General features: G+C 69.9%; 18 protein-coding genes. 7 read left to right on the top strand and 11 right to left on the bottom strand.

Annotation, left to right across the window (positions count from 1 at the left end; genetic code table 11):
* Nucleotides 1–92: 92 nt before the first annotated feature.
* Entirely contained in the window at nt 93–785 is a 693-nt protein-coding gene (locus tag ACIBVQ_RS21915) for a helix-turn-helix domain-containing protein (protein WP_352011915.1), read from the bottom strand.
* Between the two features lie 179 nt (nt 786–964).
* On the opposite strand from ACIBVQ_RS21915, the gene ACIBVQ_RS21910 reads away from it, so the two are divergent.
* The 5 genes from ACIBVQ_RS21910 to ACIBVQ_RS21890 all read left to right on the top strand — a co-directional run bounded on the left by ACIBVQ_RS21910 (nt 965) and on the right by ACIBVQ_RS21890 (nt 6,291).
* Complete coding sequence (locus ACIBVQ_RS21910) at nt 965–2,575, top strand: FAD-dependent monooxygenase (RefSeq protein WP_362776135.1); 1,611 nt, start codon at nt 965–967, stop codon at nt 2,573–2,575.
* A 31-nt stretch (nt 2,576–2,606) separates the two neighbouring features.
* The gene (locus ACIBVQ_RS21905; protein ID WP_352011913.1) at nt 2,607–3,080 is read left to right on the top strand and encodes an OsmC family protein; all 474 of its coding nucleotides are present in this window, start codon (nt 2,607–2,609) and stop codon (nt 3,078–3,080) included.
* A 231-nt stretch (nt 3,081–3,311) separates the two neighbouring features.
* Entirely contained in the window at nt 3,312–3,509 is a 198-nt protein-coding gene (locus ACIBVQ_RS21900; RefSeq protein WP_399179535.1) for a hypothetical protein, read from the top strand.
* A complete protein-coding gene (locus tag ACIBVQ_RS21895; RefSeq protein WP_399179533.1) occupies nt 3,510–5,831 on the top strand; it encodes a molybdopterin oxidoreductase family protein in 2,322 nt (773 codons plus the stop codon).
* 1 nt (nt 5,832) lies between these two features.
* Nucleotides 5,833–6,291: a hypothetical protein gene (locus ACIBVQ_RS21890; protein ID WP_399179531.1), complete on the top strand. Its 459-nt coding sequence runs from the start codon at nt 5,833–5,835 to the stop codon at nt 6,289–6,291.
* Between the two features lie 5 nt (nt 6,292–6,296).
* Here the strand turns inward: ACIBVQ_RS21890 and ACIBVQ_RS21885 are convergent, their stop codons facing one another.
* The 3 genes from ACIBVQ_RS21885 to ACIBVQ_RS21875 all read right to left on the bottom strand — a co-directional run bounded on the left by ACIBVQ_RS21885 (nt 6,297) and on the right by ACIBVQ_RS21875 (nt 9,732).
* Entirely contained in the window at nt 6,297–7,292 is a 996-nt protein-coding gene (locus tag ACIBVQ_RS21885; protein ID WP_362776139.1) for a DMT family transporter, read from the bottom strand.
* A 162-nt stretch (nt 7,293–7,454) separates the two neighbouring features.
* Entirely contained in the window at nt 7,455–8,753 is a 1,299-nt protein-coding gene (locus tag ACIBVQ_RS21880) for a M20/M25/M40 family metallo-hydrolase (protein WP_352011909.1), read from the bottom strand.
* The gene (locus ACIBVQ_RS21875; protein ID WP_352011908.1) at nt 8,740–9,732 is read right to left on the bottom strand and encodes an Lrp/AsnC family transcriptional regulator; all 993 of its coding nucleotides are present in this window, start codon (nt 9,730–9,732) and stop codon (nt 8,740–8,742) included. Before ACIBVQ_RS21875 ends, ACIBVQ_RS21880 begins: the two co-directional genes overlap by 14 nt.
* Before the next feature lie 143 nt (nt 9,733–9,875).
* On the opposite strand from ACIBVQ_RS21875, the gene ACIBVQ_RS21870 reads away from it, so the two are divergent.
* Both ACIBVQ_RS21870 and ACIBVQ_RS21865 read left to right on the top strand, forming a co-directional pair.
* Entirely contained in the window at nt 9,876–11,165 is a 1,290-nt protein-coding gene (locus tag ACIBVQ_RS21870) for an MFS transporter (protein WP_362914344.1), read from the top strand.
* A 564-nt stretch (nt 11,166–11,729) separates the two neighbouring features.
* Nucleotides 11,730–14,633, top strand: coding sequence for a BTAD domain-containing putative transcriptional regulator (locus ACIBVQ_RS21865; RefSeq protein ID WP_399179528.1), 2,904 nt, complete (start codon nt 11,730–11,732; stop codon nt 14,631–14,633).
* Here the strand turns inward: ACIBVQ_RS21865 and ACIBVQ_RS21860 are convergent.
* From ACIBVQ_RS21860 to ACIBVQ_RS21830, 7 genes are read right to left on the bottom strand one after another with little or no spacing between them, the layout of a single operon-like run.
* Nucleotides 14,581–15,798, bottom strand: a complete 1,218-nt coding sequence (locus ACIBVQ_RS21860; protein ID WP_399179526.1) for an MFS transporter — start codon at nt 15,796–15,798, stop codon at nt 14,581–14,583. The two genes, ACIBVQ_RS21865 and ACIBVQ_RS21860, sit on opposite strands and share 53 nt — an antisense overlap.
* Complete coding sequence (locus tag ACIBVQ_RS21855) at nt 15,789–17,003, bottom strand: acetyl-CoA carboxylase biotin carboxylase subunit family protein (RefSeq protein ID WP_399179524.1); 1,215 nt, start codon at nt 17,001–17,003, stop codon at nt 15,789–15,791. Before ACIBVQ_RS21855 ends, ACIBVQ_RS21860 begins: the two co-directional genes overlap by 10 nt.
* Nucleotides 17,004–17,030: 27 nt before the next feature.
* On the bottom strand, nt 17,031–18,677 hold the full coding sequence (locus ACIBVQ_RS21850; protein WP_399179522.1) for a class I tRNA ligase family protein: 1,647 nt from the start codon (nt 18,675–18,677) through the stop codon (nt 17,031–17,033).
* Nucleotides 18,674–19,765 (bottom strand): NAD(P)/FAD-dependent oxidoreductase, encoded by a 1,092-nt coding sequence (locus ACIBVQ_RS21845; protein WP_399179520.1) that lies wholly within the window; start codon nt 19,763–19,765, stop codon nt 18,674–18,676. The genes ACIBVQ_RS21850 and ACIBVQ_RS21845 overlap by 4 nt, the downstream gene beginning before the upstream one ends.
* Entirely contained in the window at nt 19,765–20,097 is a 333-nt protein-coding gene (locus ACIBVQ_RS21840) for a cupin domain-containing protein (RefSeq protein ID WP_352011901.1), read from the bottom strand. Before ACIBVQ_RS21840 ends, ACIBVQ_RS21845 begins: the two co-directional genes overlap by 1 nt.
* Nucleotides 20,094–21,320 (bottom strand): lysine N(6)-hydroxylase/L-ornithine N(5)-oxygenase family protein, encoded by a 1,227-nt coding sequence (locus ACIBVQ_RS21835; protein WP_399179517.1) that lies wholly within the window; start codon nt 21,318–21,320, stop codon nt 20,094–20,096. Before ACIBVQ_RS21835 ends, ACIBVQ_RS21840 begins: the two co-directional genes overlap by 4 nt.
* Entirely contained in the window at nt 21,317–22,564 is a 1,248-nt protein-coding gene (locus ACIBVQ_RS21830; protein WP_399179515.1) for an ATP-grasp domain-containing protein, read from the bottom strand. The genes ACIBVQ_RS21835 and ACIBVQ_RS21830 overlap by 4 nt, the downstream gene beginning before the upstream one ends.
* Nucleotides 22,565–22,604 lie beyond the last annotated feature (40 nt).

The raw sequence follows: 22,604 nt of genomic DNA, 5'->3' as shown, positions 1-22,604 counted from the left end.
CAGAGGGTTGTCAATCGCCCGGACATGCGAAAGGCCCCGGTGCCCGCTCGGGGCTCCGGGGCCGTCGCGCCTGCGTCAGGGCAGGCCGGAGGTCAGGTCAGGCCGAGTGCGATGCGCCCCGCCAGGGCGATCACCTCGCCGGCCAGAACCTTCTCGTCATGCTTGCGCTCCTTCGGGATCACCACACCGACACTGGCGTCACACCAGCCGTTGACCACGATCGGGGCGGCGATGCCGGTGAAGTTGGGGACCAGTTCGCCGGTGGTGACGACGTACCCCCGGCTTCGCCCGTGGCTGACCTTGTCGCTCTCACCGGGCTCGGGGGGACGCCCGGCCAGGATGGCGATACCGGTGGCGGCGGTGCCCAGCGGATGCCGGGAGCCGGTGCGCAGGCCGATGTGGAAACTGGCCCGCTTGGGCTCGACCGAGGCCAGGGTGACGGCCCCGTCCCCGTCGGCGACATGCATGACGGCGGTGGCGTCGAGCCGCTCGGCGATCTCGGTGAGCAACGGCCCCGCGACCACCATGAGATTCTGTGAGACCTGGCGCGCCAGGGTGAACAGCCCCATGCCCAGCAGGTAACGTCCCTCACGGTTGCGCCGGACGAATCCACGGTGCAGCAGGGTCGCCAGCAGGCGGGCGGCGATGGAGCGGTGGACGCCGAGCCGGGCGGCGGCCTCGGTCGGCGACAACCCCTGGTCCACCTCCGCGAGGATCTCCAGCAGGCGCAGCCCCCGATCGAGCGTTTGCGCGATTTCGCCAGATCTGGCCGGTTCCTCGGTCACGGTCTCACTCCTAGTCGAAAATCGGGCTACACGAGCGATTATCGCGCCTCCCCCGCTCGCACGCCAACATCGATTCGCGTCGCATCCCGTCGCCCCTCTTGAAGTCCCGCCGCAAACAGGGCAATCTATGACCAATATACGGTCGCAGTAACCGGATATCGGTCACTTCGGAGGTGGCGATGGCTCTGCCGGACAGCTCAGGTTCTTTCCCGCACGTGGTGATCGTGGGCGCGGGGCCCGTGGGCATGGCCACCGCGATCCTGCTCGCCAGGCAGAACGTGCGCTCGGTGGTGCTGGAACGCCGTGACCAGCCGAGCTGCCGGCAGTCCAGAGCCGTCACCGTGCAACGCGACATCCTCGCGCTGTACGACCGTCTCGGCGTGGCCGACGAGATCGTCAACGACGGGATGAGCTGGTCGCTGGGCCGCACGTACTACGGCGACAAGGAGATACTCCAGCTCAGGTTCCCGCCGCACGGCGAGGAGATCTACCCGCCGTTCGTGAACTTCCCGCAGTTCCGCATCGAGGAGATGCTCCACGACGCGGCGCTCGCGACCGGTCTGGTGGACATCCGGCTGGAGCGCACGGTCACCGGCTTCGAGCAGGACGACTCCGGCGTGCGGGTCACGGCGGACGGCCCCGAAGGACCCGAGACCCACACCGGCGCCTACCTCGTCGCGGCCGACGGCATCGGCAGCGGCGTACGGCGCCGCCTGGGCATCACCTTCGACGGCTGGCAGACCAAAGGACGCTTCCTCGTCGCCGACTTCGAGGCCGAACTGCCGTTCAGGCGGGAGCGGCGGCTGTGGTTCAACCCGCCCTTCTATCCCGAGGGGATCGTGCTCATGCACGGGGTGAGCCGGCGACTGTGGCGGCTGGACTGGCAGATCCCGCTGGACGCCGACGCCGACGTCCTCACCGAGCCCGAGCGGGTGCGGGCGCGGATCGCCACCGTGATCGGCGACCACCCGGTGAAGGTGGTCCGCAGCAACACCTACACCTTCCAGCAGTGCAGGGCTTCGGCCTTCCGCAGCGGCCGCGCGTTCCTGGTGGGCGACGCGGCGCACGTCGTCTCGCCGTTCGGCGCCCGCGGCATGAACAGCGGCATGGAGGACGCGGAGAACCTGGCCTGGAAGCTCGGCCTCGTGCTCAACGGCAAGGCGGGGCACGCGCTCCTGGACAGCTACGAGACCGAGCGGGCGGCGGCGGCCGACCACAACCTGGAGCTGACCGGGGCCTCCATGAAGTTCATGACCCCTGACGGCGAGCCGGGACGCCGCGAGCGCGACGCCGCGCTCGCGGCCGCCGCCGACGACCCCGGTCAGGCCCACCGGGTGGACAGCGGCAGGCTGTATGAGCCCTTCCCCTACTACGACTCGCCGCTGACCGCGCCGACCGTCCTGTCCTCTCCCCGGGTACGGCCGGGTGCGCCGCTGCCCGACCTGCGCTGCGCCGAGGGCGGCCGCGCGACCACGCTGCGCGCCATCACGGCGGGGTCGCTGACCCTGCTCGCCGTACCCGGTCGCGACGGCCTCACCCCCGGGCTGAGCGCCGCGCTCGACGCCGTCCCCGCCCCCGCCTGGGTCCGGCGCCGCGTCCTGGCCCCCGCGCCCGCGGGCCCCGGCACGCTCACCGTGCTGTCCGACAAGATGTGGGACATCTACGCTGGCGAGCAGGATGTCGTCTACCTCGTGCGCCCCGACTGCTACGTGGCGGCCGTCGTCCCGCTGGACGGCACCCCCGTCGACTTCGGCGCGCTGACCGCCGAGGCGTCCAACGCCGCCGGCTGACCACCATCCCGCCCCAACAAGGAGCAGCACCATGATCGACAGCAGCGCCGTCGTCGAGACCTCCCGGGTGAGCGTCGAGGCCGCGCCCGGACGCACCAAGCTGGTCACCGTTCCCCTGGACGGGCAGGTGCCCATGGGCATGCACGGCGGCGTGGCCGAACACTACAAGGTGCCGCTCGACACCATCGAGCCGCACGCCACCACCCTGGACTACCTGGTCGGCGCCACCGCGGGATGCCTGACCGGCACCCTGTCCGGCATGCTCGGACAGCTCGGCCAGCCGACCACCGACGGCGCGCTGACGTCCGAGGCCGAGGGGACCATCGTCAACGACGGTGGGGTGCTGCGGATCGCCGCCGTCCACGTGCGTTACCGGGTACGCCTGGCCGAGGGGGTGGACCCCGCCGAGGTGGCACGCGCCCACGACCGGCACACCCGGCACTGCCCCATCGCGCGAACCATCGGCGGCTGCGTGGAGATCACCACCACCCTGGAGACCGTCTGAGCCCACCTCTCCCTCCGGATCCCGGGCCGCCGGGCGGCGGCGCCGGGCCTGCGGAGCGGCGGATGGACGGAGTGCCGTCACCCTCCCGGCCTGGGGTTCCAGACCACTGTGCGGACCGCCCCGTGCCGGTCGCCACGTACGTCTCGCGTTGAGCACGTCGTGTGACGGGCGCCAGGCGGGGTAGCGCATCTGTCGTCCCCATGTCGCGTCCTCCTGGAGGGAGCCGCCGGTATGACCGACCGGATCACCGACCCGTGGGGGGCGCGTACGCCGTACGGCCCTCCTGGCGCGGCCGAGCGGATCGCCGCCTCGCTTCCCGAGGGCGTGCGCGCCCTGCTGCCCGGCGATCCGGGCCGGCACAGTGCCTGGCCGGTGCGGGTGGACGCCTTCCTTGAGGAGGGCGTCCAGGAGAAGGACGTCGAGAAATAGGTGCAGGCCGCCTCGATCCTGCACTCCAACGGCGACGCGATGGACATCGCCGTCGCCGGAGGCCGGATCGTCGGAGTACGCGGCCGGGCGGGCGACAGGGTCAACCACGGGCGGCTCGACCCCAAGGACCTGCACGGCTGGCAGGCAGGAAACAGCCCCGACCGGCTCACACGTCCCCTGGTACGTGAGGGCGACCGGCTGGTCGAGACGGACTGGGACACCGCGATGGGGCGGATCGTCGCCCGCTCAAGGGAACTGCTCGACGGACCGGGTGGCTGGGGCCACTTCGGCTTCCACACCAGTGGCCAGCTGTTCCTGGAGGAGTACTACACCCTGGGCGTGATCGGCAAGGCCGGGATCGGCACACCGCACATGGACGGCAACACCCGGCTGTGCACGGCGACCGCCGCCGCGGCGCTGAAGGAGAGCTTCGGCACCGACGGGCAGCCCGGCTCCTACACCGACGTCGACCACTGCGACGCGATCGCGCTGTGGGGTCACAACGTGGCCGAGACGCAGACGGTGCTGTGGATGCGGATGCTGGACCGGCGCCGTGGCCCCCGGCCCCCGGCCATGATCGCCGTCGACCCTCGGGAGACGCCGGTGGCGCGGGAGGCCGACGTGCACCTGGCGGTACGGCCCGGCACGAACATGGCGCTGATGGACGCCCTGATCCACCGACTGATCGACAAGGGGTGGTACGACGAGGAGTACGTCCGCTCGCACACGATCGGATTCGAGGAGCTGTGCCGGGTCGTGCGGGACTGCCCGCCCGGATGGGCGGCGGAGATCTGCGACGTGCCGGTGCGCTCCATCGAGCGCGCCGCGGAGATCCTGGGGTCCTCCAGGAGGCTGCTGTCGACGGTGCTGCAGGGTTTCTACCAGTCCAACCAGGCCACCGCCGCCGCCTGCCAGGTCAACAACATCCATCTGCTGCGCGGCATGCTGGGCCGCCCCGGAGCGGGGCTCTACCAGATGAACGGCCAGCCGACCGCGCAGAACACCCGCGAGACCGGGGCCGACGGCGACCTGCCCGGGATGCGCAACTGGGACAACCCCCAGCACGTTCGGCAGCTCGCCGAACTGTGGAACGTCGAGCCCTCGGTCATCCCGCACTGGGCTCCCCCGACGCACGCCATGCAGGTCTTCCGCTACGCCGAACAGGGCTCGATCAAGCTGCTGTGGGTCTCGGCGACCAATCCCGCCGTCTCCCTGCCCGACCTGGCGCGCGTCCGCCGGATCCTCTCCAAGGAGGACCTGTTCCTCGTCGTGCAGGACATCTTCCTGACGGAGACCGCGATGCTGGCCGACGTGGTGCTGCCCGCGGCCACCTGGGGGGAGAAACAGGGCACGTTCACCAGCGTCGACCGTACCGTCCACCTGGCGGACAAGGCGGTGGAGCCGCCCGGCGAGGCCCGCTCCGACCTGGACATCTTCCTCGACTACGCCCGCCGGATGGGCTTCCGCGACAAGGACGGCGCGCCGTTGGTCAAATGGCACGATCCCGAGTCGGCGTTCGAGGCGTGGAAGGCGTGCTCGGCCGGGCGTCCGTGCGACTACACCGGCATCACCTACGAGCTGCTGCGCGGCGGAAGCGGTGTCCAGTGGCCGTGCACGCCCTCGGCTCCGCGCGGCACCGAAAGGCTCTACACCGGCGGGCGCTTCAACACCGACCCCGGCTACTGCGAGGACTACGGGCACGACCTGCTCACCGGCGCCGCCTACGACGAGGAACGCCACCGGGCCATGGAACCGCGGGGGCGGGCGTTCCTGCGGGCTGCGCCGTACCAGCCCTCCCCCGAGGTGACGAGCGAGGAGCATCCGACGCTGCTGACCACCGGCCGCACCGTCTATCACTTCCACACCCGCACCAAGACCGCCCGCGCGTCCCAGCTGAACGACGCCGCCCCCGAATGCTGGGTGGAGATCGCCCCCGGTGACGCCGCCGCGCTGGGGGTGGCCGAGGGGGACCTGGTTCGTGTGGAGTCTCCCCGGGGGGCGCTGGAGGCCAGGGCCAGGGTGTGCGGGACCCGTCCCGGGGTGGTGTTCGTGCCGTTCCACTACGGCTACTGGGACCGTGGCGAGCCCGGCCCTGGCGGGGAGGCCCCCCGCGCGGCCAACGAGCTGACGATCACCGGCTGGGACCCGGTGTCCAAGCAGCCGATCTTCAAGGTCGCCGCGGTCCGGGTGACCAGGGTCTCCTCCGGGGGCGGGGTGCCTTCCGCCGCCCCCACCGTCGGCGTCGTCCCCGCCGACCCACGGGTCCCGGCCACGAGGGGCGGGCCCGCGGCGCAGGTCCGCGAACGCGTCGAGGAGGCGTGACATGCACCTGGCCCACTATCTGGGGTTGCTGCACAGGTCGCAGACCGAGCTGGCGGACGCCTTCCGCGAGGTCGGGCGGGGCCATCGTGACGAACCCGACGTCCATCACGTCTGCGAGCGGCTGGCCGGGCAGTGCGACGAGCACGCCCGCAGGCTGGCGCCCTTCGCCCGGCGTTACTCCGAGAAGGCTCCCGACGAGCCCGAGAGACTGCACGCCACCCTGTTCTCCGGCACCCGCACCGGCGGCCTGGGACTGCTGCGCGACCTGCACGACCTTTACCTCATGGCCGCCGAGTGCGACATCTCCTGGACCCTGATCGGTCAGGCCGCGCAGGGGGCGCGGGACGAGGACCTGCTCGGCGTCGTCGAGGTCTGCGAGAAGGAGACCGCCGTCCAGCTGCTGTGGCTGCGCACCCGCATGAAGCAGGCCTCCCCCCAGGCCCTGGTGGTCGCCTCGTGAGCGGCCTACCGCCGCGCGGCTCCGCCCGCGTCCTGGGAGGACTCGCTTCGTGACGCCGGTTCCGGAGTCCTCCCCCGCACGGTGGGCCGCCGCGTGCGCAGCGCGTGGAGCAGGCGGGCGGACGCGCCGCCGTTCTCGGCCGCGAGTACGGCCAGCAGCATGAGCGCCGCGCCGGACCATCCGACGACGGTCAGCCGGTCACCGGCGAGCCAGAAGCCGAACAGCCCCGCGAAGACGGGTTCGGTGGTCAGGAGCAGGGACGTGCGCACCGGTGAGGTGTGCCGCTGCGCGTAGGACTGGACGAAGTAGGCCAGGGCGCTGGCCACCACCGCGGTGAAGGCGATGGCCCACCAGGTGTCGGTGGCCGTCGGTGTGACAAGCCCGCCGGTGGCCGAGGCGACCGCGAGCGCGGCGATCCCGCAGACGCCCAGCTGCACGACGACCATGGAGCCCACGGGAAAACGGCGGACGGTCCTGTCCGTGACGATGATGTGCGCGGCGAAGCCCAGGCTGCAGCCCAGCGTGAGGGCGTCGCCGACCGGGCTCCAGGCGCCGCCGAACCCCGACAGGAGCAGAAGCCCGCACGCGGCCAGGGCGATGCACACCCACACCCGGCCGCTGACCGCCTGGCGCAGCACGAGCCAGGCGAGGATCGGGGTGAAGACCACGGACAGGCCGGTGATGAATCCGGAGTTGGACGCGGTCGTGTAGGCCAGTCCGACGGTCTGGAGACCGTACCCGGCCGTGAGAAGGGCCCCCAGCGTGAGACCGGCCCGCCAGCCGGCCGCCGGAAGCCGCCGCAGGTCCCTGCCGTAGGGCACCAGCAGTACGGCCGCCGCCGACAGGAACCGGAGCGCGATGAACGACCACGGCGGAACGTCCCGGATGGCGTCCTGGGTCACGGTGAACGTCAGGCCGAAACACAGGGCGACGCCGACGAGCCCGAGCTCGGCGACACGTCTGCTCCGTGTCCCGGCCTGACCGCCGCTGGGGGTTCTCACGTGGCTGAACTCCTTCGTCTTGCTGAGCCTGCCAGGGGATCTCCGGGGCCTCGCCCCAGCAGTGGATCATGCCAGGCGGCTCTCGCTCCGGCGGCCCGGTCCAGGGCGCGCGAGCCGCGGACGAGCCGGGACGGCGCGCCCCGGCGGCCGGACCCCGCGACGTCAGTAGGTCGAGAGCAGATGATGCAGGACACGCACGCCGAAGCGGAGCGCGGACTCGGGAACACGTTCGTCCACCCCGTGGAACATGGCGGCGAAGTCCATCTCCGGCGGGAGCCGCAGAGGGACGAACCCGTACCCGTGGATCCCCATCCGATGGAAGGTCCTGTTGTCGGTCCCCGCGGACAGGCAGTAGGGCACGACGCGCCCCTGTGGATCCTCGGTCCTGAGCGCGCCCAGCATGGCCTCGACCAGCGGGGTGTCGAACGGAGCCTCCACCGCCTCCTCGAAGTCGATGCGCTCACTGGACACCCGGGGCCCGGCCAGCCGGTGGAGCGTGTCGAGGAAGTCGTCCTTCAGCCCCGGGAGGAAACGCCCGTCGATCTCGGCGACGGCCAGTTCGGGCACGACGTTCGTGGCGTATCCGGCGTGGAACTGTGTCGGATTGGCCACGTGGCGCAGTGAGGCCCCGATGAAACGGGCCGTCGGCCCGAGTTTGCCGAGGACACCGTCGATGTCGTCCTCGTCGAACGGCACGCCGCAGGCGTGGCAGATCTCCTTGAGCATGCGGAGGGTCGTGGGGGTCAGCCGCTGCGGCCAGTGGTGGGCGCCGATCCGGCTCACGGCCGCCGCCAGCTCCGTCACCGAGTTGTCCGGGTGGATCATGGAGCCGTGACCCGCCTGGCCCTCGGCGCGCATGCGAATCCACGCCAGCCCCTTCTGCGCCGTCTCCACCAGGTAGAGCCGCAGGTCGGGGGCGATCGAGACGGAGTAACCGCCGACTTCGCCGATGGCCTCCGCGCATCCCTCGAACAGTTCCGGGTGCTCGCGCACCAGGAACCGTGCGCCGTGGTCCCCGCCGGCCTCCTCGTCGGCCAGCCAGACGAAGACCAGGTCCCGCCGCGGCCGGATTCCCCTGCGCACCATGTCGCGCACGACGGCGACCATCATCGCGTCCATGTGTTTCATGTCGACGGCCCCGCGGCCCCATATCCAGCCGTCGATCACCTCACCGGCGAACGGGGGCACGGTCCAGTCACGCGGGTCGGCCGGGACGACGTCGAGATGCCCGTGCACGAGCAGCGCGGGAAGCCCGGGCACGGTCCCGCTCATGCGGACGATCACGTTGCCCCGGCGAGGCTCGCTCTCGATGTAGGTGGGGTCGAGGCCGACCTCGCCGAGCCACCGCATGACCAGCTCGGCCGCCTCGCGTTCGCCGGGGCCGTCGCTGCCGAGATTGCTGGTGTCGATCCGGATGAGCTCGGCGCACATGCGTACGGTCTCGTCCTCAAGGACCGTCATGCGGACTCCTTGTCAGAAGGCCGTCCTTCGGCAGGTGCCCTCGTTTGTAGGCCCGGGTGATGAACGCCATGTCCACATCGACCACGTCGGTCAGTCCTCCGACGACCCGGGTGACGAATCTGTACAGGTCCGCCTCGTGGGCCAGGCAGACCTCGACCAGGAGATCATGACTGCCCGCGATGGCCGCGCAGTAGCGGACTCCGGGATGGCGGGCGAGCGCCCTCCCCACCTCGTCCAGGCCGGCGGGACGCACCTCCAGGCCGAGCTGGGCCTCGACGCGCAGGCCGAGCAGCGCGGGTTCCGCCTCGACGCGCAGGTGGACCATCTGCTGTTCCAGCAGCGAGGTCACCTTACGCCGAGCGGTCGGTACCGAGATGCCGAGTTCGTCGGCGATCTGGGTGTAGCTCATGCGGCCGTCGCGCACGAGCATCTCCGCCACCTGGCGGTCGACGCCCCCGAAGTCGACCCGATCCGGTAGCTCGGCGAGCAGCGGGACACCCAGGGCCCCCACTGCGGCGCACTCCTGCTCGCTGAGCAGGGGGGCGTGCCAGTCGGCGACCGTGGTGAACGTCCTGAGCACCACCTGTGCCTCGGTGGCCCGTACCCCGGGGACGGCCGGTATCTCGTCGGCGAGGATCCCGTGCAGGTTCCGCAGCGGACCCTCTCCCGAGGCGACGAGTTCGCACCACAGATCGGCGGCCCCGGTGATCGCGAAGACCCCGCGTACGTCCGGCCGGGCGGCCAGGACACGGGCCGTGGCGTCCACCGATCCCGGTTCCGTGCTGACGCGTACGTGCACGGGGCTGCCGACACCGGCGCGCAGGTCGTCGTAGGTGGCCGTGATCCGGATGGCGCCGACGGCGAGCATGCGCTGCACGCGTCGCGCCACCGTGCGTTCGTTCTCACCGAGCACCCGCCCCAGGTCCCCCCAGGTGGCCCGGGGTGAGATCTGCAGCGCCGCGACGAGGCGACGATCCAATTCATCAAGTATGTCGGAATCTAACATCCAGAACCTCAATATAGCGCTTTCGTAAACATTAATACCACTCCTTGCCTCAATATGTCATCAGGTGCAAACTTCTCGGCATACAGCCAGCCGTCAGACGACGAAGGAGTTCAGTGGTGACGGTCGACTCCGCGGTCACTCCCACCCTCCGCAGCCGCACACGCCAGTTACTGTCCACCTCAGCGGGAAACCTGGTGGAGTGGTACGACTGGCTGGCGTACGCGTTTCTCACCACTTACTTCGCGGATCAGGTGTTCCCCGACACCGGGCACAGCCTCGTCCCCCTGCTCAGCGCCTTCGCCGTCTTCGCGGTCGGCTTCGTCATGCGCCCGATCGGCGGCCTCGCCATCGGTGCGATCGCCGACCGCGCCGGCCGGCGCCCGGCCATGACCCTCACCGTCGCACTCATGGGCGTGAGCCAGCTCGCGATGGTCTTTCTGCCCACCTACGCGCAGGCCGGGCTGTTGTCCCCGCTGTTGCTGATCGTCATACGCCTGGTCCAGGGATTCTCCGTGGGCGGCGAGTTCGCCGTGTCGTCGGTGTTCCTGGTGGAGTCGGCACCCCCCGGCCGGCGCGGGCTGTTCTCCAGCTTCAGCTACTTCAGCTCCAACCTCGGCCAGCTCATGGCGGCCGGCGTGGCGAGCCTGCTCGGCAACATGCTCTCCATGGACCAGATGTCCTCCTGGGGATGGCGGCTCGCCTTCGCCCTGGGGGCGCTGCTTTCCCTGCTCGGCCTGTGGGTCCGATACGGAGCCGAGGAGACGTACGTCCACGCCGAGGCGATCAGGAAGGGCGCCGTGGACAGGCCGGGACTCTTCGACTTCCTTCGCAGGCATCCCAAGGAGTCGATGCTCATCGTCGGCATGACCGCGGGAGCCACCGTCAGCTTCTACACCTGGTCCATATACCTGCCGACGTACGCCACGATCACCGCAGGCGCGGACCCGGCGCGGGCGCTCACGGTGAGCACGATCGCGCTCGTGTTCTTCACGGCGATCCAGCCCCTCGGAGGGCTGCTGGCGGATCGCGTGGGCAGGAAGCCCCTCCTCGTCGTCTTCGGAGCGGGCTTCACCGTGCTGACGGTCCCGATGCTCGGCATGCTGCAGGACTCCTTCTGGAATCTGCTGCTCATCTCGTGCGTGGCCATGGTGCTGCTGACCGGTTACACCTCGGTGTGCTCAGCGGTCATGGTCGAGTTGTTCCCCTCGAAGGTCCGCACGACGGGCATCGGTTTTCCCTACGCGCTCACCGTGGCGCTGTTCGGCGGCACCGCACCGTACGTCGCCACGATGCTCGCCGACGGGGGGCACGGACAGGTCTTCGGCTGGTACGCCAGCGCGCTCACGCTTGTCTCCACCGTCGTCTACATCCGCATGCGCGAGACCAGGGACACGGTGCTCGACTGAGTGAACCGCCCCTGGTGGCCCGGTAGGCCCGGTACGAGCGCGGACTGACCCGAACCCGCGAGCGGCGCCTCCGGGCCACCGCGCGTGCCGGGGCGGCGCGTTCCCAGGCACGCCGAGGCGAGCACGCCAGGACGCCGGGCGCGCGTGCCACCGCGGGGACGGAGCCGCCCGGCGCGGGCGTAGGTCGGCGCCCCCTGCCGTCCGCGCCGCTCCCCCTCACCTGGAGTAGTCGTCTCCGCCCGGATCAGACAGGGCGTACCGCAGCGGATGACACACCATAGGCCATCCGAAATCAGCAAATAAACACTGAACCTACCAACCCATAATCAATCAACAGACGACCTACAATGTCGGGAGACGGGGTTCGTAGAGAAGTTGAGCACTTGGCTGATTAAAGCCCGACCGCATCCTAGAAGGTTTTCCGCCCGAAAATCCCGCATGAGATATACATACTCGTCCGACAGTTATGTCTGACGCCCCGTTGGGGCCTTCGTCATGGAATGGATCATGGTGGATGATGAGATTCATCGAAGAGCCGTCGACGGGTCGCCTCCGGCTTCGGCAGTGGATCACCTCCCCCCTCGCCTCCTGTTCCAGGTCCTGGGGCCTCTCCAGCTGACGGTCGACGGCCGTTGTGTCCCCCTGCGCGGCACCAGACTGCAGACGACCCTCGGCCTGCTGTTGAGTCAGCCGAACAAGGCGGTTTCGGACAGTCATTTAATCGACGGACTGTGGCCGGAGAATCCCCCGCCGTCGGCGGCCGCGAACCTCCGCGCCTACATACGCACCCTGCGGCAGCTTCTCGGCGATCCGCAGAGGGTGGCGCGCATGTCGCGCGGATATCTGCTGCGGGCGGAGCCTCACGAGATCGACGTTCTGCATTTCGCCGAGCTGACCGCCCAGAGTGATCACTTCATCGAACAGGGGGACATCAGGCGGGCGGCCGACCTGCTCCGGCAGGCACTGGACAAGTGGAGCGGCCCAGCCTATTCAGGGCTTCACGCCAGCGGCCCGCTCCGCACCGAGGCCGCGGTCCTGGAGGAGCAACGTTTCAGATCCGCTCACCGGTGGGTGGAGCTGGAGATCAAACTCGGGCACCACGCGGAAATGATACCGATCCTTCTCCAGCTCATCGAAGACTTCCCCCTGCGCGAAAAGCTGCGCGCCCAGCTGATGGAGGCCCTCTACCGCGCCGACCGGCAGGCGGAGGCACTGGAGGTGTACCGGGAGACACGGGCGCTGTTCATCGAATCGCTCGGCATCGAACCGGGCCAGGAACTACGGGAACTGGAACAACTGGTACTGCGCGGAGGCTCCCTGGCGGAGGCGGAGCCTGCGGAGCCCGTCGTGACGTCACCCCCTCGCAACATCGTCCCCGCGGACACCGCCGACTTCACCGGCCGGGACAAGGAGGTCGCGTTGCTGTCCGAGTGGCTGACCGGCTCTCCTGGAGGCACTCCTCCGATCGTTGTCGTGTCCGCACGCGGAGGCGCGGGAAAGACCACCCTGGCGGTCCACATGGCCAACCGTCTGCGGAACAGGTTTCCCGACGGTCAGATCTACGTCCATCTGCGCGGCGCCGAGACGACGCACCGGACGATGCCCGAGGTCGCGCTGGCCAGCATGCTTCGCGCCCTCGGGGTACCCGACACCCGGATTCCGGAGAACCACGACGAGCGTGGGGGCATGCTCCGGGCGATACTCTCCGACCGGAGAGTCCTGCTGATCATCGATGACGCCGGCGACGAGAGTCAGGTGATGCCTCTCATACCCGGCATGGGCGGATGCGCCATGCTGGTCACCAGCAGACGCAGGCTCACCGCCATCCCCGGAGCGCGCCTGCTGGAACTGGAGCCTTTCACCGAGGACCAGGCACTCAGGTTCCTGCGGCACATGGTCGGTTCCAACCGGATGGACGCCGACTCCAAGGCGAGCCTCGCGCTCACCCGTCTCTGCGGACGGCATCCGCTGGCGTTGCGAATCGCCGGAGCCCGTCTCGCCGCCAGGCCGCACTGGTCGCTGGCCCGGATGGTCAGCAGGCTCACCGACGAGCACCGGCGATTCGACGAACTCGTCCACGGAGAGCTCGACGTACGGGCCAACCTGATGGTCTCCTACAGGGCGCTGCAGCCGCGAGCACGTCTCCTGCTCATGCTCCTGGGGGCCCTGGACGCCGTGGACCTTGAGGAGTGGGTGGCGGTCACGTTGCTGGACAGCTCGTTCCTTGAGGCCGAGGACCTCCTCGACCAGCTCGTGGACAGCCATCTGGTCAACACCGCGACCACGCCTTCCGGGCGGGTCCGCTACAGCCTGCACGATCTGATCCGCATCTTCGCGCGTGAGCGCGCCCAGCAGGAGCTCGCGCCCGACGATCTCCGGGAGGCGTTGCAACGCGCCTTCGGCGCGCTGCTGACCGTCACGGAACACGCCCACACGCTCCTCGCGGGCCGCGACCACCTGGTGGTGCACAGTAACGCCCCCCGCTGGGAGGTCGGCCCCGAGGTGCTGGACGACATCGTCACCGATCCCGTGGCGTGGTGCGAGACCGAACTGACGAACATCTCCGCCGCGGTGCAGCAGACGGCGGCGCTGGGCCTTGACGAGCTGTGCTGGGACATCGCGGTGACGGCGGCTCCCCTTCTGGAGGTACGCCGTCATCTGGACGAGTGGCAGCACATGCACGAGATCGCGCTCGCCACCGTGAGGGCCGCCGGCAATCCGCGCGGGGAGGCCGTCATCCTGACCGAGCTGGGCGAGCTGAGCCTGGGGCTTCACGACCACCGCAGGGCGGTCGACTTCCTGGAGGACGCCGCGCGCATCCTCACCGGTCTGCAGGACAGGCACGCCCACGCCCTCGCCCAGCTGAAGCTGGCCGCACTGGACCGGCTGGGCGGGCGGCTCGACATGGCCCTGCGGCGGGCGCAGGACAGCGTGACCGTCCTGAACGATCTGGGTGACCTGGGAAACCAGGCGCTCGCCCTTCGGCAGATCGGGCAGATACACACCCAGCTCGGCGAGCACTGTCGAGCCCGGGAACACTTCGAACGAGCGCTGAGCGCGGCCGAACAGGCCGGAGCATCCCGCCTCGTCCAGCAGATCAACTACCGGCTGGGAGAACTTGACGTGGAATGCGAACGGCCGCAGGCCTCCGTCCCCCGTTTCGAGGCCGTACTGGACTTCTGCCGCTCCATCGGGGACCGGGTCGGCATGGCCTACGCCTTCTACGGACTGGGCCGGGCGCAGGCGGCCATGGGGCGGCTCCAGGAATCCGGTCAGACGCTCGCCCTCGCGCTGACGCACGCCGAGGACACCAACGAGCGCATCGTCGAAGCGGAGATCCATCAGTACCTCGGCAAACTCGCCCACGCCCGTGGCCGGGCGGCCGAGGCGGCAGGGCAGTTCCACATCGCGGGCGTCATCTTCCGGGAGCTGGGTGTTGTGCCGCGGAAAGACGACGCGTTCCCATGACGGCGGCGAGTGTGACGACGACACAGCAGAGGAGCGGCGTCAGGAAAACCCGGTTACCGCCGTACTCGTCCGCGGTCCATCCCGCCATCGGCGCGCCGAGCGCCACCCCGGCCCCGAGACCGGTACTGATCCAGGTCATCCCCTCGGTCAGCCTCTCCGGGGGAACCAGCCGCTCGACCAGGCCGGTGGCGAGGATGAGGATCGGCGCGCACGCGGCACCGGAGACCAGGAGCACACCGCCCAGGACGTAGAGGTTGTCCGTCACCAGCATGGGCGCCGTCGTCAACGTCAGCAGGATCGCCGCGGCCGTCAGCTGCCTGGGGACGCTCCAGGAAAGCCGGCGCCTGCCGAAGAGGACGCCGGAAATCCCGCTCCCCAGCGCGTAAAGCGCGAGAATCCAGCTCGCCAGCACGGTCTGACGGTGTTCGGTGGCGAAGCCGACGACGGCCACCTCAACGGACCCGAAAAGACCCCCCATCGCCGTGCAGACGGCGACCACGGCCCACAGCCCCCGCGCCTTGAGAAGCACGCCGCCACGTCGTTCGGAGACGGTCACGACCGGCGGCTCGGTGGCTGTCCGCGAGGCGAGCAGCCGACATCCCGTGAACAACAGCACGGCCGCCGCCACGAGCCCCGCCTCGGCTCCCGCCACCAGGGACAGGTTGACCGCGAGCACCGGTCCCACGATGAAGATGAGGTCGTCGACCACGGACTCCATCGCGTACGCGGTGTGGAGCCGATCGGTTCCCTGCAGCAGGTGAGCCCACCTGGCACGCACCATGGAGCCGACGTTGGGCATCAGACCGACCAGCGCGGCGCAGCCGAAGAGCGTCCAGGCAGGCGCTCGCAGCGAACCGCAGACCACCAGGCCCGTCAGCCCGGTGACGGCGGCCAGCGACGCCGGCACGACCACCCGGCGCTGCCCCAGGCGATCCGCCGCTCGCGACAGCGGTGGCCCGAAGACGGCGTAACAGAGCGTCTGGGTCGCGGTGACGGCACCGCCCAGCCCGTAGGAACCGTACCGGGCGGCGACCATGATCACTATGCTGACGCCGATGACGGCCACGGGAAGCCTGGCCAGCACCCCCGAGACCGCCATCCCTCTGGCGCCGGGAACCGCGAGCACCCTCGCGTAGGGAGCCAGCGGCGAGGAGATCACACGCATGACCGCTGCACCGGTTCCGTGACGCAGACGAAGGCGTCCAGGGTGGCGTTGATCGCCGACTCGACGTCCGCGACGGTCCCGGCACGGTAGCGGAAGCGGCCGAGAAGCTCCTCACCACCGGACGGGCCGTCGAAGCAGTGACCGGGTTCGAGGAGGTCCTCGCCGTACAGCCCTTCGATCGTCCCGGCGAGGGAGGGCCGCGACAGCAACCGGTGTCCCGCGGGGCCGGGAACCTGCAGGTATCCAGCGATCTCCCGGCTCTCGGACGAAACGCCGATGGTCTGCGGGCGCTCTCCGAGCTGCAGCCGGATCCAGTCGCCGATGACGTCCACCCCGTAGACGTCCCGCAGGACGAACGCGATCTCGCCACCGCCCACCCGTGCCGCCACCTCAAGGAACACCGGCCCTGACGCGGACTCGATGATCTCCAGGTGGAACGCCGAACGGTGAAGACCGAGCCCGGTCAGGCAACGCAGCGTGAAGGCGAGCATGGCGTCGGCCACCGGCCCCTCCTGCACGGCGGACCCGAGCGGCGTGCCACGGCTGTACTCGTAGCAGGTGTTGACGTAGCGCGACGCGCGGGCGAAAAGGAACCGATCGGCTTCGACGATCCCGTCGACGTGCCAGATCGGGCCGTCGACGTACTCCTCGACCTCGTAGTCGTCGTGGCCGGACCGTTCGAGCTCCGTGAGAACCTCCGACAGTTCGAAGGAGTTGTGAACGATGTGGCAGCCCTTGCTCGCGGTCTGCGCGCGCGGTTTGACGACGACGGACCCGCCCACGCGTCGCCGGAACTCCCCGATATCGGCGGGTGACTTCACCGTCGCGAAACGCGGGACCCGTACGCCGGCGTCGGCCAGGACGGTTTTCATGGTCACCTTGTCGCGAAAACGCCGTACCCAGGAGGAGTCGTCTCCTGGAACACCGCAGACCTCCCGGATGCGGGCACCGGTGGTCAGGTCGAACTCCGACAGCGCGAGGACCAGGTCGAACCTTCCGCAGGCCTCCTGGACGGCCTGGGCCGCGGCGACCACCTCAGCCTCGTCGTCGAGATCGTCCAGCACGGTGACGTGCCGCGCCTCTTCCGGAATCCACGGCAGATGCGTGGGCACGGTCACGTAACACACCTCGTGACGGAGGTGGTCGACATAGTCGCCGTAGGCCGAGAACTCATCGTCCCACCGGTTCACGACGAGGACTCTCACATTGCTCTCCTTGCTCGATGGCGAGCGTCAGGCCGGAACATGACGCGACGAGACAGGCAGGACGGACACCAGATCACCCAGCGTGATCGGCTCGAAGCCACCGGGCCCACCGCTCGCACGCGGCCGGGTGGGCTCCAGGAAGGCCGCCAGGCGTGGTTCGCCCGTGCCCCCGAGCGACTCCCACAACCGCCGGCCGAGCCGCGGCATGATCGGGAAGGCCAGGACCGCCACGCCCTTCAGCCACCAGTAGGCCTGGGAGGCAGAACCCCACTCGCCGGGCGTCTCCCGCCACCAGAGGTCGAACGCCGCGACGGCGTCCGCCGTCGCGATGACCAACCCGTCCAGAGCCGTTTCCTGCCGGCGTAACAGCTCCTCAAGCCGGGCCAGCCGGTCCTGCCCCATGGGTTCGGGAAGGACGTCGGCGGACACCGCCGAGGCGGCACGGACAAGGGACGTCAACCGGCCGGCCAGCCGCGTGTTGTTCACCTCGACGAAGGACCGGGGCTCCATGCTCTCGGGCCCCTCCTCCAGTCTCGTCCCGGCCAGGAAGTACCGTACGGCGTCCGCGCTGATCCGCGGGGCCCGCGCGATGTCGGCGGACCAGATGACGTGTCCCCGGCTCGTCGAGAACTTCTCCCCTTCGAGCTGGTAGAAGTCGTTGACCAGAACGCGGTCGTAGCCCTTCATGTCGCCGTGCCGCAGCGCCGTCCCCACGATGCAGACCATGGTGGGGATGACGTTGTCGATACCGAAGCTGGTCACCGTGGTGACCCCGGAGCCTGGATCGAAGGCGTTGACCCCGGTCCCGCTCATCTCCCCGTGGACGGCGCCCATGAGCCTGGCGAACATGAAGATCCCCGCGTACGAGAAGAGCGTGCGCGGCACGCCAGGCACGCCTCCCTCCAGGGCCACACCCCACTGCTGGGGCGCGCTCAGGCGGACCGTACCGCCCTCGCGGGCCAGGAAACGCTCGACCGCCTCCTGGAAACGCGGCGGCACCCGCATCTCCGCCATCCGGCGCCGGAGCGGTTCCGGCTCCGCGACCCTGAGGAAGAGTGAGGAGATCTCCCGCCATTCGAGTGGGCCTGCGCCGTCGGGCCCCTGCGGTTCCAGCAGGTTCTCCGGGCGGAAATGACCGCCGCACGTCTCGCAGAAGTAGCTGGAGACCCTGCTCCCGCAGTCCGGGCACCCGCCCGTAAGCCATGGCCCGACGATGTACCGCGCGGCGGAGCGGCTGTACGGAACGCGTTCCCGCTGCTCGACCACCGCTCCCCGGTGGCGCAGCCGCCGCACGCAGGCGTCGACCTCCTCCTCGAAGACCTTCCGCCAGGGGTCCTCACAGGGGTTGATGAACTGGTCGACGCCGATGTCCACGGCGCTGAGGTCCTGCGCGATGAGCGCGTCGTACTCGGCCGCGATCTCCGCTTCGGAACGTCCTTCGGCCACGGCCTTGAACGTCATGTACGGCTCGTAGACGTCGCTCCCGGTGATGATCAGCGGCAGGTCACCGCGCATGCGCAGGAAGCGGCTGAGCATGTCCAGACGCAGGAAGGGCCCCGCGATGTGGCCGAGGTGCAGGCGCCCGTTCGGAGTGGGCTCGGAGGGAGCCAGCAGGTAGTGCCTGGGGTGAGCGGTTTTCGAGGTCCTGATCAGACCCTCGGTTGGCACGGTCACGAACGGTCGCCTTTACGTGTGTCGAGACTGAGAAGTTCCAGTGCGCGCTCAGCGATGGCCGGGGCCAGCCGGTAGCCCGATCCGTTGCCGCCGAGCGCGAGGACGACGCCCGGCCATCCGTCCACCGGTTCGACCAGCGGCATCCGGTCCGGGGTGTAACCGTCGTAGAAGGCCCGGCCACCGCAGACCTCCGCGGCCAGGGCGGGGACGTACGCGTCGAGGACGCCGGCCGCCGTCGCCCGGTCCTCGGGACTCAGGTCCGGCGGGCCGTCGCCCGGAGAGAGGTCCCAATGCCGTGAGGTGAAGCTGAGGAGCCAGTACCCCTCCTCGTGCACGGGGAGCAGGAAGGCGTCGTGGTCGTCGAAGACGAGAACCGGCGCGTCGTCCGGTGGCCGTACGCCGAGGTGGAGGGCGGCGACCTTCTTGACTCGGAGCCCCCGCGCCCTGGCCACGTCACCGAACGGCCCCCAGGGCGCCCGCGCCCCGGTCGCCACGGCGACCCTTCCCGCGACCGCGTACACCTCGTCTCCGTGGGTCAGCTCGTAGCGGCCGTCGCGGGGTCGTACACCGGTGACGGGCGAACCACCGCGCACCTCGCTCCCCGGGCGCCGCCGCTGTTCGTCCAGCAGTCGTCCCGCCAGGCGTCCCACGTCGGCGTGGGCGCCCCCGTCGGAGCGCAGCAGCAGCCGGTCGGCGGTTCGCAGTCCGGGCAGGACTCCGGCCAGCCAGTCCCGCCGCTCCGCGTCGGCCTCGGTCAGGCGGGGACCGGCCATGCTCTCCCGCAGCCTGTGGAGGTTCGCCTTGTCGATCATCCAGTAGGTGTCGACCGGCCGGATCGGCAGTGCGGGCAGCTCGGCCCTCAGCCTGGCGTAGACAGCCGATCCCCGCGCGGCCAACGCCCGCTGCCCGGGAGTGTGTCCCGTGGGAACGTCCAGTCCGGCTGACAGGTGCGTGGCGCCGGTGTTGCCGTCGTCCATCGTGAGGACCCGGAGCCCCGGGTCCCCCTCCGCGGCGAGATGGCCGATCATCGCCCCGATGATCCCGGAACCGATGATCGCGAGGTCGAACTCCTTCTCCGGCCTCCCCATCAGCTGCTCCGCCACCAGATGGAAAGCGCGGACACCGGCGTACCGCGGTCGGCCAGCAACATGTGCTCGACGAACGGCGCGAACCCCACGACGTCGCCCGCGCCCACCTCGTGCGGAACGCCTCCGTAGTGGAGCGTCCCCCTGCCGTCGAGCAGCAGCCAGATCTCGGTGACGGCGTGGCTGTCGGGCGGTGTCCGTCCTCCGGGGGCGACGGTGAAGCGGGCCATGCTGAACGGCCGGTCGCCCGGTAGTTCGTCGAGAGGGATCTCCCACTCCTCAAGCGCGGGGAACTCCGCGGGCAGGGCACGGAGCCCGACTCGGGGGAGGCTCATGCGTTGTACCTCCGATATCCGAGGATGTCGTTGAGAATGACCGCACTGCGCCAGGCCAGAAGGCTGAGGTTGGGGTCGGCGATCCCCCAGGCGTGCTGGGCGCCGTTCTGGACGTAGACCTTGCCCCTGACGTCACCGTCCAGCCGGAGCGAGAAGTCCTCCCCCACGTCCGGAGTCCCCCCGGTGGTGGACAACCGCGGGGTGAGGGTGTCCATGCAGGACGGGAGGCGGTGTTCGTAGCCGGTCGCGAGGATCACCACGTCGGTCGTCACAACGCGGGGTTCGGCGCCCTCGACGGTCAGTCCCCATCCGTCGGGCAGGCGGGTGCAGCCGGTCACCTCCATCCCGGGCATCAGACGGATCCAGTCCTTGCGGCCCAGGATGTACTCGTGCCGGTAACGCTCCCGGTAGATGTCCTCAAGGGTCGCCGTGTCGATTCCGTCACTGGCGTACTTCTGCTCCGCGAGAAGGGTCCGCCTGCGCTCCCCCGGCATCTTGTGGAACTCGCGGGCGTACTGGGGAAAGAAGTACTCGTTGGTGAACGGGGAGTCGTCCAGCGGCAGGAACCCCGGCCGCCGGGTGATCCATGTGATGCTCCGCGGGACCCTGTCCAGCCGCATGAGGTGCCGTACGATCTCGGCGCCGGACTGGCCTCCGCCGAGCACCGTGACGTCCCGGTCAGCGGTCGTCCGCTCGCGCAGGAGGAACTCTCCCGCGTGGAACACGTCGGCGCACAGGTGGTTGCGTAGGTGCGGCGGGATCCTGGGGACCGGGCCGGTGCCGAGCACGACGTTGCGCGCGAGGACCTCCCCCCGCTCGGAGCGGAGCCGGAAGAGGCCGTCGCGGAGGTCGATGTCCTGAATGTGCGTTCCGTACTCGATGGACGGAATCGACTGGGAGACCCACTGGAGGTACTGGTTGAACTCCGTCCTGTGGACGGCGGGGAAGCGCGCGGTGAGGAACCTGTAGAGCCGGTCCTCCTGGGCGAGGAAGGCCAGGAACGAGAAACGGCTGGTCGGGTCGACCAGGGTGACCAGGTCCTTCAACGGTGAGACCTGCAGGGTCGCCTCGGGCAGCAGAAGCCCCGGGTGCCAGGCGGTGCTCTCCCTGGCCTCAAGGTGGATCGGCCTGAGGTCCGGGAGAGGCTCTCCGAGCGCGGCGAGGCTCAGGTTGGCCGGCCCCATGCCGACGGCCGCGTAGTCGTACGGCTCGGCGGCGGTCACTGGATGACCACCCTCTCGTCGAGGGAGTCCCAGAAGGCCAGCGCGGCGCGGTGGGAGTCCGCCGTGTAGAGGACGTGCGCCAGGCGTGACCGGCAGTCCCGGACCTCGGGAACGGGGACCCCGGGCGGGATGGCGACGTGTGTCTCGACGACGTTCGGCAGGTCGGACAGTTCGTCCCAGCCCTTGATGCCGGAGTAGGAGTCCCCCTCGGGGAGGGTGAGGAACCGGACCGCCGCGCTCGCCGCGACGGGTTCGCCGAAGGCCCCCAGCCGCCGGGGGTCGGCTCCGAGTCCCGCGGCGAGCATGATCAGCGTCAGGTCGACGCCGGTCACCCGTTTGACGAGTTCGGGGATGCCGTCCCCCGGCAGCCGCGCGCCGAGTTCGATCAGTACCGGCCCCTGGTCGCTGAGCCTGAGCTCGCAGTGGAACGGACCCGCTGTGACGTTGAGCGCTCGGACGACCTCCTCGGTGTAGGCCTTCACCTGGTCCGTGACGTCGCCGGGCAGGTCCGCGGGCGTCAGGTGGCCGAGCTCCACGAATCTCGGCTCGGCCCCCAGAACCTTCCGGGTGACGGCCACGACGGTCGTCACCCCGTCGGCGACGTAGCCGTCGGCGCTGATCTCCTCGCCCGGGACGTACTGCTCGACGATGACCCGGTGCCCCATCGGGCGTCCGAGATCGAGGGTCTCGTCCTGGGCGAGCTCGGTGAACGCCCTCAGGAGCTGGGGCCAGTCCCGCGCCAGGCTCACATGGATGCTCCCGGATGACTCAACCGGCTTCATCACGCACGGGAATCCGACGTGCTCGGCGGCGCTTCTCAGCCGGTCCGTCGTGTCCGCCTCGGCGAAGCGCGGCGAACGCAGCCCGGCGCGCGTGACGCTCTCCCGCATGAGGGCCTTGTTGCGTACGGAGTCCACCGTCTCCACCGGCAGGCCCGGCAGGCCGAGCCGCGCGGCGAGCCTGGCCGCCGTCGCCACGTAGAAGTCGCAGCCGGGCAGCACCGCGTCGAACGGGTTGCGGCGGTGGAGCCGGGTGACCGCCTCGGCCAGAGCCGCCTCGTCGTTGGTGTCCACGACCAGGACCTCATCGACGATCTCCCTGAGCTTCGCGGGTATCTCGCAGTCACCCGCGTCCTGAGAAGCCGTCACCACCCTGGCACCGAGGCGGTGCGCGGCCCGGGCGAGGGCCGCGCCGCCCGAGACCGGTTCCACGATGAGAACGGATAATCCGTCTAGATCAGTCATCTGCACGGTCCCTTCAGGGAAAAGCTGTGAGGATCACCGG

Source organism: Streptosporangium sp. NPDC049376 (genome assembly GCF_044466505.1).
In the GTDB taxonomy this organism is placed as follows: Bacteria; Actinomycetota; Actinomycetes; order Streptosporangiales; family Streptosporangiaceae; genus Streptosporangium.
Note: the sequence above shows the minus strand (reverse complement) of the source record. Positions and strands in the feature narration are given on the sequence as shown.